At 61.4% G+C, this 13,371-nt stretch carries 12 protein-coding genes; 3 read left to right on the forward strand and 9 right to left on the reverse strand.

Translation table 11 applies throughout. The features are described from left to right. Nucleotides 1-66: 66 nt before the first annotated feature. The 3 genes from A6U87_RS14815 to A6U87_RS14825 are packed head-to-tail and all read left to right on the forward strand — an operon-like array spanning nt 67 to nt 2,890. Nucleotides 67-942, forward strand: coding sequence for a carbohydrate ABC transporter permease (locus A6U87_RS14815; protein ID WP_083199403.1), 876 nt, complete (start codon nt 67-69; stop codon nt 940-942). Beyond that, nucleotides 939-1,817, forward strand: a complete 879-nt coding sequence (locus tag A6U87_RS14820; protein ID WP_065692006.1) for a carbohydrate ABC transporter permease — start codon at nt 939-941, stop codon at nt 1,815-1,817. The genes A6U87_RS14815 and A6U87_RS14820 overlap by 4 nt, the downstream gene beginning before the upstream one ends. Nucleotides 1,818-1,819: 2 nt before the next feature. Then, a complete protein-coding gene (locus A6U87_RS14825) occupies nt 1,820-2,890 on the forward strand; it encodes an ABC transporter ATP-binding protein (protein ID WP_065692007.1) in 1,071 nt (356 codons plus the stop codon). Nucleotides 2,891-3,154: 264 nt separating this feature from the next. On the opposite strand, the gene A6U87_RS14830 is transcribed toward A6U87_RS14825, so the two are convergent. The 9 genes from A6U87_RS14830 to A6U87_RS14870 all read right to left on the reverse strand — a co-directional run bounded on the left by A6U87_RS14830 (nt 3,155) and on the right by A6U87_RS14870 (nt 13,350). Next, nucleotides 3,155-4,810: a GMC family oxidoreductase gene (locus A6U87_RS14830; RefSeq protein ID WP_065692008.1), complete on the reverse strand. Its 1,656-nt coding sequence runs from the start codon at nt 4,808-4,810 to the stop codon at nt 3,155-3,157. After that, nucleotides 4,810-6,456 (reverse strand): amidohydrolase, encoded by a 1,647-nt coding sequence (locus A6U87_RS14835; protein WP_065692009.1) that lies wholly within the window; start codon nt 6,454-6,456, stop codon nt 4,810-4,812. Before A6U87_RS14835 ends, A6U87_RS14830 begins: the two co-directional genes overlap by 1 nt. Before the next feature lie 53 nt (nt 6,457-6,509). Next, nucleotides 6,510-7,526 (reverse strand): extracellular solute-binding protein, encoded by a 1,017-nt coding sequence (locus tag A6U87_RS14840; protein WP_065692010.1) that lies wholly within the window; start codon nt 7,524-7,526, stop codon nt 6,510-6,512. A gap of 24 nt (nt 7,527-7,550) precedes the next feature. Then, nucleotides 7,551-8,354 carry an ABC transporter permease gene (locus A6U87_RS14845; RefSeq protein WP_065692011.1) on the reverse strand — a complete coding sequence of 268 codons (804 nt, stop codon included), beginning with the start codon at nt 8,352-8,354 and terminating at the stop codon, nt 7,551-7,553. Beyond that, nucleotides 8,351-9,283, reverse strand: a complete 933-nt coding sequence (locus A6U87_RS14850) for an ABC transporter permease (protein ID WP_083199405.1) — start codon at nt 9,281-9,283, stop codon at nt 8,351-8,353. Before A6U87_RS14850 ends, A6U87_RS14845 begins: the two co-directional genes overlap by 4 nt. Beyond that, nucleotides 9,280-10,353, reverse strand: a complete 1,074-nt coding sequence (locus A6U87_RS14855) for an ABC transporter ATP-binding protein (RefSeq protein ID WP_065692012.1) — start codon at nt 10,351-10,353, stop codon at nt 9,280-9,282. The genes A6U87_RS14850 and A6U87_RS14855 overlap by 4 nt, the downstream gene beginning before the upstream one ends. Nucleotides 10,354-10,974: 621 nt before the next feature. Beyond that, nucleotides 10,975-12,138, reverse strand: a complete 1,164-nt coding sequence (gene argE, locus A6U87_RS14860) for an acetylornithine deacetylase (protein WP_065692013.1) — start codon at nt 12,136-12,138, stop codon at nt 10,975-10,977. A gap of 54 nt (nt 12,139-12,192) precedes the next feature. Beyond that, nucleotides 12,193-12,870 carry a DUF1028 domain-containing protein gene (locus A6U87_RS14865; RefSeq protein WP_065692014.1) on the reverse strand — a complete coding sequence of 226 codons (678 nt, stop codon included), beginning with the start codon at nt 12,868-12,870 and terminating at the stop codon, nt 12,193-12,195. Between the two features lie 63 nt (nt 12,871-12,933). After that, nucleotides 12,934-13,350, reverse strand: a complete 417-nt coding sequence (locus tag A6U87_RS14870) for a RidA family protein (RefSeq protein ID WP_065692015.1) — start codon at nt 13,348-13,350, stop codon at nt 12,934-12,936. Between the last annotated feature and the right edge of the window lie 21 nt (nt 13,351-13,371).

Consider the following 13,371-nt stretch of genomic DNA (forward strand, 5'->3'; position numbering starts at 1 on the left):
GCCCGCAACCATTGCATGGCCGGCCAGCCCACCGGTGGGACGCCATGGCTTGTGAGGTAACTGAACATGAATACATGGCTCCGGCGGCAACGCTTCCGGCCTGATGTCACCGTGGCGGTCTTCTTCTCGATCGTAGCTCTGTTCTTCTATGGCTCGATCGGCTGGACATTCTGGATGTCCCTGACCCGATCCACGTTGATGCCAACATACGAACTGATTGGCTTCCAGCAATATGTGAAGCTCTTTTCCGATCATCGCTGGCTGGTGTCTTGCCTGAACATGGTCATCTTCGGCGTACTCTACATCGTAGGCACGCTGGCGATCGGTATGCTACTTGCCGTGTTTGCGGACCGGCGGATCAAGGCGGAGTCGTTCTTCCGCACGATCTTCCTCTATCCGCTTGCGGTTTCGCTGATCGTCACCGGCCTTTCCTGGCGATGGCTGCTTGATCCCGTGAACGGCTTCCCGGCACTCGTCAGGAGCCTCGGCTGGGAGAGTTTTACCTTCGACTGGCTGACCAGCCCGGATCGCGCGATCTACACATTGGTCTTCGCCAGCATCTGGCATTCCGCCGGCCTGATCATGGTGATCATCCTCGCCGGCCTGCGCGGTGTCGACACCGAACTGTGGAAGGCAATTCGAATGGAGGCGATCCCGCTGTGGCGGGCCTATCTCCAGGTTATCTTCCCTTCGCTTCGTCCTGTGATCGCCTCCTGTGTCGTGCTGCTCATGTCCGACGTGATCCGTGGCTATGACCTCGTGATCGCCATGACCAAGGGTGGCCCTGGCATCTCCACTGAAATGCCGGCGAAATACGCTGTCGATTTCTATTTCGCGCGCGTCAATCTCGGGCTCGCTTCGGCTGCCTCGATCATGTTGCTGCTGCTGTCGCTGCTGTTGCTGACACCCTACTTCATCACCGAATTCAGGAGGCGCACATGACGGCCACTACCCATCGGTTGGCTTCTGCTCCAACGGCGGCGCGGATCGGCCTTTATACCTTCCTGGTCGTGTCGGCTGTTTTCTTCCTGCTGCCGCTCCTCCTGGTTCTCATGAACTCACTGAAGCCGCTGGACGAGATACGCCAAGGCAATCTCCTGGCTCTTCCGATCAATCCGAACTTCGAATCCTGGGTCGCAGCATGGAAGACCGCCTGCACGGGACTTGAGTGCGGCGGGGTACGTCCGGGTCTCTGGAACTCGATCAAGATCACCGTGCCTGCTGTTGTTATCTCAACGTTGGCCGGCGCCTTGAACGGCTACGCGCTCGCCCAATGGCGCTCGCGGCATGTCCATCTGATCATGCTTCTGGTGACGATCGGACTGTTCATCCCCTACCAGGCGATGCTCTATCCGACGGTCAAGATCCTCAGTACTGTCGGGTTGTTTCGCACCTATGCCGGCATCGTCTTCGTCCATGTGATCTACGGGCTTCCGTACACCACACTCTTGTTTCGCAATTTCTACGTCGCCATTCCCGACGACATCAGCCGGGCGGCACGTATGGAGGGCGCGAGCTTCCTGCGCACATTCTGGTCGGTGATCCTGCCGATATCGACGAACAGTCTGGTCGTCGTTGCGATCCTTCAGTTCACCGGCATCTGGAACGACTATCTTCTCGGCCTCATCTTCGCAGGCAACGACAACCTGCCGATGACCGTGCAACTGACCAACATCGTCAACAATGCGCGCGGGGCTGCCACGCCGAACATCAACATGGCCGCAGCGCTGATTACCGCCATCCCGACACTCATCGTCTATTTCCTCTCCGGCCGCTATTTCGTCCGCGGCATCGCCGCCGGCGCCGTCAAGGGTTGAACATGTCCAGCATCTCTCTAAACCAGATCAAGAAATCCTTCGCCGGTCTCACGATCCTTCAGTCCGTAGACATGGACATCGAGAAGGGTGAGTTCATTGTCATCCTCGGCCCTTCCGGCTGTGGCAAGTCCACGCTCCTCAATGTCATCGCCGGATTGGATGACTGCGATTCCGGGCAGATCATCATCGACGGCAAGGACGTTAGCGGACTTGAGCCAAGCCAGCGCGGGCTTGCCATGGTGTTCCAGTCCTATGCGCTGTTTCCGGCCATGACCGTGCGCCGCAATCTCTCCTTCGGCATGGAGATTGCCGGCAAGCCGAAGCAGGAGATCAAGAACAAGGTCGCCTGGGTCGCGAAGCTGCTGCAGATCGAAGCCTTGCTGGATCGCAAACCAGGCCAGCTCTCCGGTGGACAGCGTCAACGCGTGGCGATCGGGCGTGCCCTGGTCCGCTCATCGAGTATCTGCCTGTTCGACGAACCTCTTTCCAACCTCGATGCAAAGCTGCGTGCGGAAACCCGCGTCGAACTCAAGCAGCTTCATGAAACGCTGAAGTCCACAATGGTCTACGTCACGCACGACCAGATCGAGGCAATGACCATGGCAGACCGGGTTGCCGTCATGCACAAGGGTAAGGTCGAACAGTTTGCCCATCCCCAGTCCATCTACGAGAAGCCCGCGAGCCTCTTCGTCGCCGGGTTCGTCGGCTCTCCGGCGATGAATTTCTTCCATGGCGAACTCGATGCCGCGGGCGTTTTCAAGACTGCCGATGTTGCGATCGAAACCTCCGGCTACGTCTTCGAAAGCAAGATGACGCCCGGCGCCAGCGTGCTCGGCGTGCGCTGCGAGGACATCGCGGTCGTGGACGCCGGCGCACCGGACAGCATTCCAGCGTCGCTCGCCTTTGTCGAACTCCTCGGCGCCGATGCGCTTGGTTGGTTTCATTGCCTTGGCAAGCGCCTGAGCGTGAAATTGAGCGTGGACGCCGCACGCAGCCTCGACGAGACGGTGGGCCTGCGTTTCAACATGACCAAGGCCTCGATCTTCTCTGCCGCAACCGAGCAGCGCCTCTAGACGAAATGATCCCCGGGGCCGCGATGAGCGCCTTGGGGATCACTTATATCGAGGATAGTCCCAATAGGGCCAGGAATGGTGCGGGCGAATCATTGGCCGTGGCCGCCGCCCCAGATAAAGCCGCTCCATACCGAGCCAGACCTGGAATCCGGATAGCCTGATCGGCGATGACTGAACATATCGCTAAGACGCAAGAAGACCTGCCCGCTGGAAAGCGGACAGGTCTCTTTATTTGGCAATCTTTCACGGTGGACCCGCACGATCCTATTGGTCGGTCTTTTCGGATAGTCGTTCGCCTGCCAGAACGGTAACGGTCGCGCTGGCTTGCCGGGCACCGATGGCGCGCGCGCATTTTTCGCCGATCATCATCGACGGTGCGTTGGTATTGCCGCCGATAAGCGTCGGCATGACTGAAGCGTCCGCGACGCGCAGACCTTCGATACCGTGCACCTTCATGGAAACCGGATCGACGACCGCCATCGGGTCCCGGCCCATCTTCGCTGTGCCGACAGGGTGATAGACGGTCAACGCTTCCTCCCTGAGATAGCGAAGAATATCATCGTCCGTGCGAACCTCAGGGCCGGGCAGGATCTCGCGACCTTGAAGGTCCGCCATCGGCTTGGCGGCGAAAATTGCGCGAGCGAGCTTTATACCTTCCACCAGTACTCGGGCATCCTGGTTGTCGCTGAAGAAGCGATGGTCGATCTCAGGCATCAAGCGTCCGTCCTTGCGGACAAGACGAAGCTCGCCGATCGACTTGGGACGCAGAACGCAGGTGTGGATTGCAAATCCGTGCCCCCATTCCACCAAACGCCCCCGATGGCTGCGATAGCCGGGCACGAAGTGAAACTGGACGTCAGGCAATGCGCCGGCATAGCGCGTCTTGGCAAAGCCTCCGGCCACGACATAGTTGGTCGACAGCAATCCCTTGCGCCCGGCTGCAAACGAGAACGGGGCTGCAAGCAGCTTGCCTGCATTGCCGAACGAAATCCCGAGCGTGCGCGTGGAGGGGCTGCGAACGGTAATCATGCCGTCGACATGGTCGCGCAGGTTCTGTCCGACGCCTGGGAGCTCAACGGCAACCGAAATTCCTTCCTGGCGCAAGCGGGCGCCGGGGCCGATCCCTGAGGCCCTCAGAATGACGGGCGTCCCGATCGCACCTGCCGACAGGACGATCTCGCCGCGGCAACTGACGGTGACGATCTGCCCGCCGCGCAGGATTTCGACGCCCGTCACCCTCTTTCCTTCGATCATCAGACGCAGCACTTCCGTGTCGGTCCAGATCGTCAGGTTGGAGCGACCGCGTACCGGTTCCAGGAACGCGTTATAGGCGGAAAAGCGGATGCCGTTTTTCTGCGTTACGTCATAGACGCCGAGGCCCAACTGGCTGCGACCGTTAAAGTCGGTGTTGCGAGGCAGGCCGATTGTCTCTCCGGCCGCGATGAAGTCCTGGCAAACCGGGTTGGGATCCTTCGGACGGTCGACATAGAGTTCGCCCGCTGTTCCATGCAGGGCGGGATCCTGCCCGATGCGATTCTTTTCGAGTGCCTTGAACACCGGCAGGACATCCTGCCAACTCCAGCCTTCGCAGCCGAGATCGCGCCATTCGTCGTAATCCTCCGCCGCGCCGCGGATATACAGCATCGAATTCATGGACGAGGAGCCGCCCAGCATTCGGCCCCGGTTTACCGGGATGCGACGGTTGTTGAGTTCCGGTTGCGGCGTTCCGACAAAACCGTAGTCGAAGCGTGGCCGGCCGTACATGGCGAGGATGCCTGCCGGGACCTTGACGCGGGGATCGCGATCGCTGCCGCCGTTTTCGATGACCAGAACACGCTTTGATGGATCAGCCGACAGGCGGTTGGCCACGACGCAGCCGGCCGACCCTGCGCCAATCACGATAAAGTCGAAGGTTTCCATTATGACTCCGCGTTGAAGGTGATCTTGCCGCCGCAGACGGTCAGCACGATACGAGCCGCATCGGCGCTCTCGGCGAGAGCCTCGAGCCTACCGTCGACCAAAACGAGATCTGCATCGAAGCCCGGCTCTAGCCGGCCGCTGTGGTCTTCGGCAAAATCTGCGTAGGCACCGCCTGCCGTATAGGCGAGCAGGCATTCGTCGAGGGTGAGGCGCTGGTCGGGCATATCGGCCGCCCAGGGACTGCGTGTCAGGGCGCAGTGGATGGCGTAGAGAGGCGCGATCGGAGAGACTGGCCAGTCGGTGCCAAAGGCGAGCGCCACGCCGCGATCCTGGATCATGCGCCATGGGAAGGCAGTTGCCCAGCGATCGCGTCCCATGATTGTTGTCGTCGGCTCGAGGGGAAGACCGGCCGAACCAGGCGGATGAACCGGCTGCATCGATGCGATGATGCCGAGCGGCCGCAGTCGTTCGAGATCGTCCGGCGTGATCGTGTCGATGTGTTCGATGCGATGGCGCGCGTCCCTGGCGCCATTCGCCGTGCGTGCGGCCTCATAGCCATCGATCGTGGCGCGGACCGCACCATCGCCGACTGCATGGGTTGCGACCTGAAGCCCCCGGCGATCGGCTTCGATGCACATGGCATTGAAAATGTTGGGTTCGATCAACGGTTCGGACCGGAAGCCGGGCCGGTCGGGATAGTCGGTCACCGTCAGTGCAGTCCAGGTGTCATAGACGCCGTCCATGAAGAGCTTGACGCGGCCGAACCGAAGCCAGCCCGGGACCTCGGGACCGAAGCTGTCGATTCGTGCGATGCCCTGCGGCCCATGGTGCTGCTCCAGCCGCAAGGGCAGGCTGACGCGAACGGGCATGTCGCCGGCAAGTGCCAGATCACGCATCAGCCCGGCCTGGTATGCGTTGCCGTCCATGTTGACGGCGGTCGTAATGCCGTTTTCCGCACAGTAGGAACCGGCCTTGACGATCAACCCCTTGTCATAGGTCCGGTCCTCTTCGGAAACCTCGCCGCCCTTATAGTCAAGGCTGTCGCGACCTCTGAGACGAGACAGCATCTTGACCCGGCTTATCGCTGCAAACTCCCGCAGTTCGCCGTTTGCGAGACCGTCCTCGGCCATGACGATCTCGGCGCCCGGTCCGACGTCGGCTCCGTGAAGGATGCCGGCAAGTTCAAGCGCGCGCGTGTTCGCCCAGGCGCAATGCAGGTCGGTCGACAGCAGGCATAGCGGCCGGTCGGCGATGATTGCGTCAAGCAGGTTGCGATCGGGACGACGATCCTCTCCGAAAATCACGTAGTTGACCGCATAGCCGAAAAGGATGTCCTCACCCGGATGACCGGCGGCAAACGCCTGGATGGCTTCGCGTGTCGCCTCGAAGCCGAAGGTCGGCCCGAGGTTCAGCATGGACAGCGTCGCGCCGCCCATGAAGAGGTGGAGATGGCTTTCGATGAAGCCTGGCATAAGCTCGCGTCCGCCGGCATCAATGACCTGCGTTGCGGGGCCGCTATGCGCGCGGATGCTTTCGTCCGAGCCAATGGCAAGGATCTTGCCGGCGGTAACCGCGACAGCGGTCGTTTCCGAAGGGGCGAAGAGTGAGCGCACCTTGGCGTTCACGACGATCAGGTCAGCGGGCATGGTCGGCTCCAGGCAACAGAATGAGGGGTGGGGGCCGAAGCCCCCACGACGGATTACTGGAGCAGCTGCGTCCAAACCCGGGTCACGAGATCCTGCGCGGCGGGCGAGCACGTACGCGAGAACTGGACGGGAACCTCCGGATAAAGTTCCGGCGCGTTCTCCTTCGTGTATTTCATCTTGTCCTGGATGAGCTTCATCGGAGAAGAGTGCGCGTAGTGGTTCATCTCCTCGGTCGCGTTTTCCGGCCGGGACATGAATTCGATGAACTTGACGGCGTTCTCCTTGTTCGCCGCGCCCTTCGGGATCACCATGCTGTCGAGCCAGCCGACGAGGCCTTCCTTGGTCATGGCGAGCGCAATCGGCGAGCCGCCGGTCCGCGCCTTCAGTTCCTCGCCATCCCACCAGAAATGCGTGGAGACTTCGCCGGTGTCCAGACGGCTGGCGATGTTGTCGGACGAGTAGACGGCGACCGAGGGCTTTTGGCTCTGCAGCAGGTCCAGCACCTTTTTCATTTCCGCCGGATCCTCCGTGCAGAAGGGCACTCCAAGGTAGAGCTCGGCGGCGCCGATCACCTCGTCGGGCTGGCCGAGCATGGCGATCTTGCCCTTCAGGTCACCGTCCGGCTCGAAGAAGTATTTATAGCTGTCGGTCGGTCCCTTGTACTGATTGGTGTTCACGACGAAGCCAGCCGTGCCGTAGGCGATCGGGATCGAATATTCCTGCTTTTCATCCCACCACTGATTGCGCCAGCGTGGCTCGAGGTTCTGGTAGGCTTCCAGCTTGTTGGCCTGGTAGTTCTCCAGAAGCCCCTCATCGATCATCACGCGTACGAAGTGCTGTGAGGGCGTGGCAATGTCGTAGCCCGAGGAGCCTGCCTGGAGTTTCGTCAGAAGGTCTTCGTTGGACGTATAGGCGTCGACGCTAACCTTGACGTCATATTCCTTCGAGAACTTCTCGATCAAGGACGGCGCGATGGAGTCTGCCCAAACGAAGACGTTAAGCGATCCTTCGGCATGCGCGGCCGAGGCCAGGGAGAGCGTAAGTGCTGTGGCTGCAAGTATCTTTTTCATGTGTTCCTCTCTTTCTTTATTCGTTCAGTCATTGTCACGGGCGCCTCTTGCCGCGACCAGAAGGGCAACGGTTGCAAGGACGAGCGAGGCGAGAATCAGCAGTGCAGCGATCGCGTTGAGTTCTGGCGATGTGCCGACACGGATCAGCGAGAAGATGTAGACGGGCAGCGTCGTCGTGCCGCCGGTCGCGAGCATGTTCGAGGTGATGAAGTCGTCCATCGAAATCAGGAAGGCGAGCATGGCTCCCGAAAAGACGCCGGGAAAAATCAGCGGCAGCGTCACCCGGCGGAAGGTCGTCCAGCGATTGGCGTAGAGATCGGCACTGGCTTCTTCCAGGTCTAGCGACATGCCTTGCAGTCGCGCCCGGATCGGCAGGAACGCAAAGGGGGTGCAGAAGGCGGAGTGGGCGATAACCACGCGCACCAGGCCGTTCTGGACGCCGAGCAGCGAAAACAAGATCAGCGTGGCAACGGCCAGCACGATCTCAGGCAGGACCAACGGAAGGTTGACGATTGTCTCCGAGAGCTTGCGGAAGCGAACATTCTTGCCGCGAATGATCGCGAGCGCAGCGCATAGTGCAATCGTCGTCGAGGTGACCGTGGCGATCGCTGCGACCGTAAGCGAGGTCTTCAGCGCGCTCATCAGCGCGGTGTTCTCGAGCGCGTTGCCATACCACTGCAGCGAAAATTCCGTCCAGACACCCGCGACCCGATTGGCGTTGAAGGAGTAGGTCACGACCACGGCCAGCGGTGCGTAGAGATAGACGAAGAAGAGAGCGGTGAGAGGACCAAGCCCGGGGTAGCGCTTGACGTCGTGTTTCGTGCTCATGCGGCCACCTCCCGACGCGCGGCGCGCATTGCGGTGAAGACGAGGAAGATCATCACCAAGGCCATCAGCGTCATGGCGATCGCCGCGCCGAAAGGCCAGTTGCGGGACGGCCCGAACTGCAATTGGATCAGGGAGCCCATCATCATCTGCTTTCCGCCACCCATCAGGGTCGGCTCCAATACCGCGCCAAGGGCGGGGACAAAGACGAGGATGGCGCCCGCGATGATGCCCGGAGCGGTCAGCGGCAGGATTACCCGGCGCAGCGTCGTCCAGCGGTTGCCATAAAGGTCATGCGAGGCCTCGATCAGGGTGCCGTCGAGCTTCTCGATCGACGCGAAGACCGGCAAGATCATCAGTGGCATCGTGGTGTAGACCATCGCGGTCAACGTTGCGCCGTCGTTGAACATAAAGCTCATGCCCGGCGCAAAACCCAGATGTTCGAGCAGACGCGGCAAGGTGCCGTCCTTGCCGAGGATGATCATCCAGGCATAGACGCGCAGGATCATCGAGACCCAGAACGGCAAGGTCACGAGATAGACGAGCACCGCCTTCAAGCCCGGGCGCTGGCGCGAAATGAAATAGGCGACCGGCACCGCGAAGATGAGACAGATGAGCGTGGTGGCGCCGGCGAGCAGGAAGGTGCGGGCAATGATGAAGAGATACTGGGCGGTGAACTCCAGTTCGCCCGTCCAGCCCTCGTTGAAGAGGATCTGGCGATAGCCCGCGAGGTTGAAGTCCCAGGCAAAGCCGCCATGCGCGCCGCGGGTCGCGAAAGACACGGCAGCGATGATGACGATCGGCAAGATCAGGGCAAATCCCATCAACAGCCAGGATGGCAGCAGTCCCCAGAAGGAGAGATCATGCCAGAAGCGAGGGCGATTTGCGTGTTGCACCGGTTCGACGGGAGCGTGGAGCGCAGTGTCTGTCATGCCGAAAGCACCCGCGCAGAGACCGCAACGAACCCAAGCGGAACGGTTGCGCCGAGCGGGATCGTGTCGCCCTCGCGCGAAGCGTTGCGGCGCGAGGCCCGCAACTCCGTGCCCGCCACGTCGAGCGTGTAGTGGGTAAAGCCGCCCATGTAGTTTTTGTTGACGACGCGTCCCTCGAAGGTGATCCCCTGCGCCTGGTTGCCAAGGTTGATCTTCTCCGGGCGGACGGACAGCGTCGCCCGACCTTTACTGATCGATGCCGTCGACGGAACTGTGACGGCCACGCCGAAGGGCATGCGCACGGTTGCCTGGCCACCCGCCGCTTCCAGGATCTCGACATCCAGGAAGTTCGTCTCACCGACGAAGTCGGCGACAAAGCGGTTGACCGGCTCTTCGTAGATCTGCGTCGGCGTACCGATCTGCTGAACCTCGCCACCGCCGAGGACCGCAATGCGATCCGACATGTCAAGGGCTTCTTCCTGGTCGTGCGTCACGAAGACGAAGGTAATGCCGGTATCGCGCTGCAATGTCCGCAATTCGTCGCGCATCGCCTGACGCAGCTTGAGGTCGAGCGCTGACAGCGGCTCGTCGAGCAGCAGGACTTCCGGCTCCGGCGCAAGCGCGCGGGCAAGCGCGATGCGCTGACGCTGGCCGCCGGAGAGCTGGGCAGGCTTGCGCTTGGCCATCGGGCTCATGTGCACCCGCTCCAGCATTTGCCCGACGCGCCTTTTTATGCGGGTCTGGTCCCATCCGAGGTTTTCGAGGCCGTAGGCGACATTCTGTTCGAGCGTCATGTGCGGGAAGAGCGCGTAGCTCTGGAAGACCGTGTTGACGCGCCGCTTGTGGGGCGGAATTGCGTTGACCTCAGCGCCATGGAGAAGGATTGAACCGCTGTTTGGGCTTTCGAAGCCAGCCAGCATGCGCAGCAGCGTGGTCTTGCCACAGCCGGAGGGCCCCAGCATCGTGAAGAACTCGTTGCCGCCAATGTTGAAACTGACGGACTTCAGCGCCTGATAGATCCCGAAGTTTTTCGAGACTGATCTGACTTCGATGGCCATTGATTGGCTCATGCCGCGCTCCTCGTAAGAACCTGTTGTGGGTGCGTTGGCGGGACGACGAACAACGCAGACCCGTATTCAAGGGTGCCGTTTCCGCGCATGGCGGCATGGCCGTTCCGTGCGGTCCTGGCGACGCGAAAGCTCGTTGAAAAGGCCTCTCGATCGAAGCCCTTGCGGTTGCGCATTGGCATTCCCCTTATTTTGACCCCATTGGATTTCGAGAGAGGTTTTCTGTAAATAACGCGATCTGGAAGCATGGCTTAGGCTTAGGCTAATCGTGCGTTCTCGCGCGTTTTCCTCACCTCATGGGTGAAGGTGGTAAAATCTCGGCCGAGACCTGCGATGTTGAGTAAAGTAGTTTTTTAACAATCGCTTAGGCGTAGGACCGGCGCGTGATTTCCTCGGAAGGATCAGCGGCGACGGTCTGCGATTGCACAAGTTTTGATCGCACCGGGCCGCGTTCTCAGGCAGATGCACGCTTTCCGGATGGGCGGAGATTTTGGCCGTGGTAAGTCGCAACGGCAGTGGCGAAACGGAACACGGTCCTGCGCTGGCTTGGCCGACTGCCATGCCAGAGGAAATTGGAGTGCCCGAGCGCATCGGCACTGGAGATCGCAGGTGTCGAAGCCCGCCCTACGAGCCCTGCCGAAGCTCCGCGAGCAGGCGTCCGAGCATGGCATCGCAACGGGCGAGTTGGTCCATGCTGACGAACTCATCAGGCTTATGGCCCTGGTCCATGAAACCCGGACCGCAGACCGCCGTCGACATGCCAAGGCTTTGCTCGAAGAGGCCGCCCTCTGTGCCGAAGGCGACCTTCAGCGTGGGCGCATCGTCCCCCAGGATCCGCTGTAGGAGTTGCACCACGGGCGCGCCACGATCGGAATTGAGGCCGGGATAGCCGGAGACGCGCTCGATTTCTATACAGGCCTTGGGAAACCGGTTGTGATGCGCGACGGCAATCGACCTTGCATCCGCCTCGATCCCGGCAAGAATGTCGTTGGGGTCATCTTCCGCGACATTGCGGATTTCGAAGTCGATATCGCAGCGGTTCGGCACGATGTTCAGCGCCGTGCCGCCGTGCATCATCCCTGCGTGAATGGTGGAGTAGGGGATATCGTAGTCAGGATCTCGCGCGCCGTTGACCGACAGTTCGTCCTGCCGGGCCTGCAAGGCTGTAATGAAGGCGGCACCGAGATGCAGCGCGTTCAGTGCTTTAGGGGCGAGGGCGGAATGTCCCGCTTGTCCGTGGCAACAGGCCCGCAGTGCCAGCTTGCCCTTGTGGCCGGTGGCGATGCGCATTCCCGTCGGTTCGCCGACGATACAGAGCGCCGGACGGTCGGGCCTCTGCGCCAATGCGTCGATCATCCCGCGCACCCCAAGGCATCCGATCTCCTCGTCGTAGGAGAGGGCGAGATGCAGCGGGCGTCGCAGCGGGCCGGTTGCGGCAAGCATAAGGGCGCGCAGCGCCGCCGCCACGAAACCTTTCATGTCGGCCGTGCCGCGGCCGTAGAGCCGCCCGTCCCGTTCACAGAGTAGATAAGGGTCGGTGGACCAGGCCTGGCCATCGACCGGAACCACGTCCGTGTGCCCGGACAGCACCACGCCACCCGGACCTTCCGGCCCGATACTCGCCCAAAGATTGGCGCGACTGCCGTCCGGATGCGCGAAGCGCTCGATGCGCGCGCCGGCGCCTCGCAACAGGCTCTCGGCATAATCGAGCAGCGCGAGGTTGGAGGTCCGCGAAACCGTCGGCTTGGCCACCAGACGCGTGAGGATTTCCAGGGTCGAGGGGATCATGCACTCATCCGGTCCATAGACAGAGTCGACGCCATGGACGTCGCCTCTTCGTGATCAAAGGTCGCCCGGCACGCCGTAACTCGGCGCCTCGGTCGGGTTGAGCGCCCGGGTGACATAGGCGTTCATCTCGTGGCGCCACCGCTCCCAAAGGTTGGCGCATTCCTCGATCGGGTCTCCGTCGGTCCAGTCGACGCGAAGGTCGGCGACATTCCAGGAGACCTTGTCGACCATGACCAGACCCATCGAGTGCACCGGACCTTCCTCGCCACCGGCAGCAACAGCAGCCCGCATGGACGCAATCAGGCGGTCGCCGAGCGACTGCCCCCTGGTTGCCTCGAAGGCCGCGACCATCTTTTCAGGGATCGCAGTGCTGGTCAGCATGTTACCGGCCGCGACGACGCCCTCGCCGCGTGCCGTCGCGTGAGTGCCCAGGGTCTTCGGCCCGGAATAGGCAGCCGTTCCGCCTACGGCGTCAACGAGCGCGAGCTGGCGATACTCGATATGCGGTGCCTCCGCGACGAGGCGGGCCAGTGCCGCCTCGGCGGAGAGGCCGCTCGCCATCAGATCGAGCCCTTTGGGGCCGAGACGCGGATCGGTGACATTCTGCGTCGAAACGACACCGACGCCGGCGCGGACGTGAGCGCATCGCGCGGCCACGCTCGGCGATGACGATGAGACGGCAATGCCGAACATGCCTGTGTCGGCGCAACGTCCAGAGACGGAAAATGTCATGCTTCTATCATCCCCAAAGTGGTTTCTTCGTTGCAGCTGCCGCTTGCCGGGCTGCGCGGTTGCTCAATCCGGAATCATCGCCGTGGCATCGATTTCGACCAGCCATTCAGGACGGGCGAGTGCCGTGACGACCACACCTGTCGAGACGGGGAAGACACCCTTGATGTACTCGCCCATGGTGCGGTACACGGCCTCGCGGTGGCGAACATCGGTCAGATAGACGACGACCTTGCAGACGTGTTCCATCTTGCCGCCGCTCTCCTCGACAAGCTGTCTGATGTTCTGCATGACCTTGTGGGTCTGTTCGACAGGATCATGGCTGTCGATGTTCTTGCCGCCGTCGAGTTCCTGAGGGCACTGGCCACGCAGGAAAATCATCGTGCCGCGTGCCACCACCGCCTGGCAAAGATCGTTGTCGAGCTTCTGTTCCGGATAGGTGTCCTTCGTGTTGAAGGGACGGATACGGGTGTGCACGGGCATGCTGGTCTCCTTGATGGGTGG

Origin of the sequence: Rhizobium sp. AC44/96, assembly GCF_001692185.1 — a bacterium.
GTDB lineage: Bacteria > Pseudomonadota > Alphaproteobacteria > Rhizobiales > Rhizobiaceae > Rhizobium.

Bases quoted from the DNA above. Each gene is read 5' to 3' on its own strand.
- A6U87_RS14815 (WP_083199403.1), top strand. From the start codon at position 67: ATGAATACATGGCTCCGGCGGCAACGCTTCCGGCCTGATGTCACCGTG.
- A6U87_RS14820 (WP_065692006.1), top strand. From the start codon at position 939: ATGACGGCCACTACCCATCGGTTGGCTTCTGCTCCAACGGCGGCGCGG.
- A6U87_RS14825 (WP_065692007.1), top strand. From the start codon at position 1,820: ATGTCCAGCATCTCTCTAAACCAGATCAAGAAATCCTTCGCCGGTCTC.
- A6U87_RS14830 (WP_065692008.1), bottom strand. From the start codon at position 4,810: ATGGAAACCTTCGACTTTATCGTGATTGGCGCAGGGTCGGCCGGCTGC.
- A6U87_RS14835 (WP_065692009.1), bottom strand. From the start codon at position 6,456: ATGCCCGCTGACCTGATCGTCGTGAACGCCAAGGTGCGCTCACTCTTC.
- A6U87_RS14840 (WP_065692010.1), bottom strand. From the start codon at position 7,526: ATGAAAAAGATACTTGCAGCCACAGCACTTACGCTCTCCCTGGCCTCG.
- A6U87_RS14845 (WP_065692011.1), bottom strand. From the start codon at position 8,354: ATGAGCACGAAACACGACGTCAAGCGCTACCCCGGGCTTGGTCCTCTC.
- A6U87_RS14850 (WP_083199405.1), bottom strand. From the start codon at position 9,283: ATGACAGACACTGCGCTCCACGCTCCCGTCGAACCGGTGCAACACGCA.
- A6U87_RS14855 (WP_065692012.1), bottom strand. From the start codon at position 10,353: ATGAGCCAATCAATGGCCATCGAAGTCAGATCAGTCTCGAAAAACTTC.
- argE (WP_065692013.1), bottom strand. From the start codon at position 12,138: ATGATCCCCTCGACCCTGGAAATCCTCACGCGTCTGGTGGCCAAGCCG.
- A6U87_RS14865 (WP_065692014.1), bottom strand. From the start codon at position 12,870: ATGACATTTTCCGTCTCTGGACGTTGCGCCGACACAGGCATGTTCGGC.
- A6U87_RS14870 (WP_065692015.1), bottom strand. From the start codon at position 13,350: ATGCCCGTGCACACCCGTATCCGTCCCTTCAACACGAAGGACACCTAT.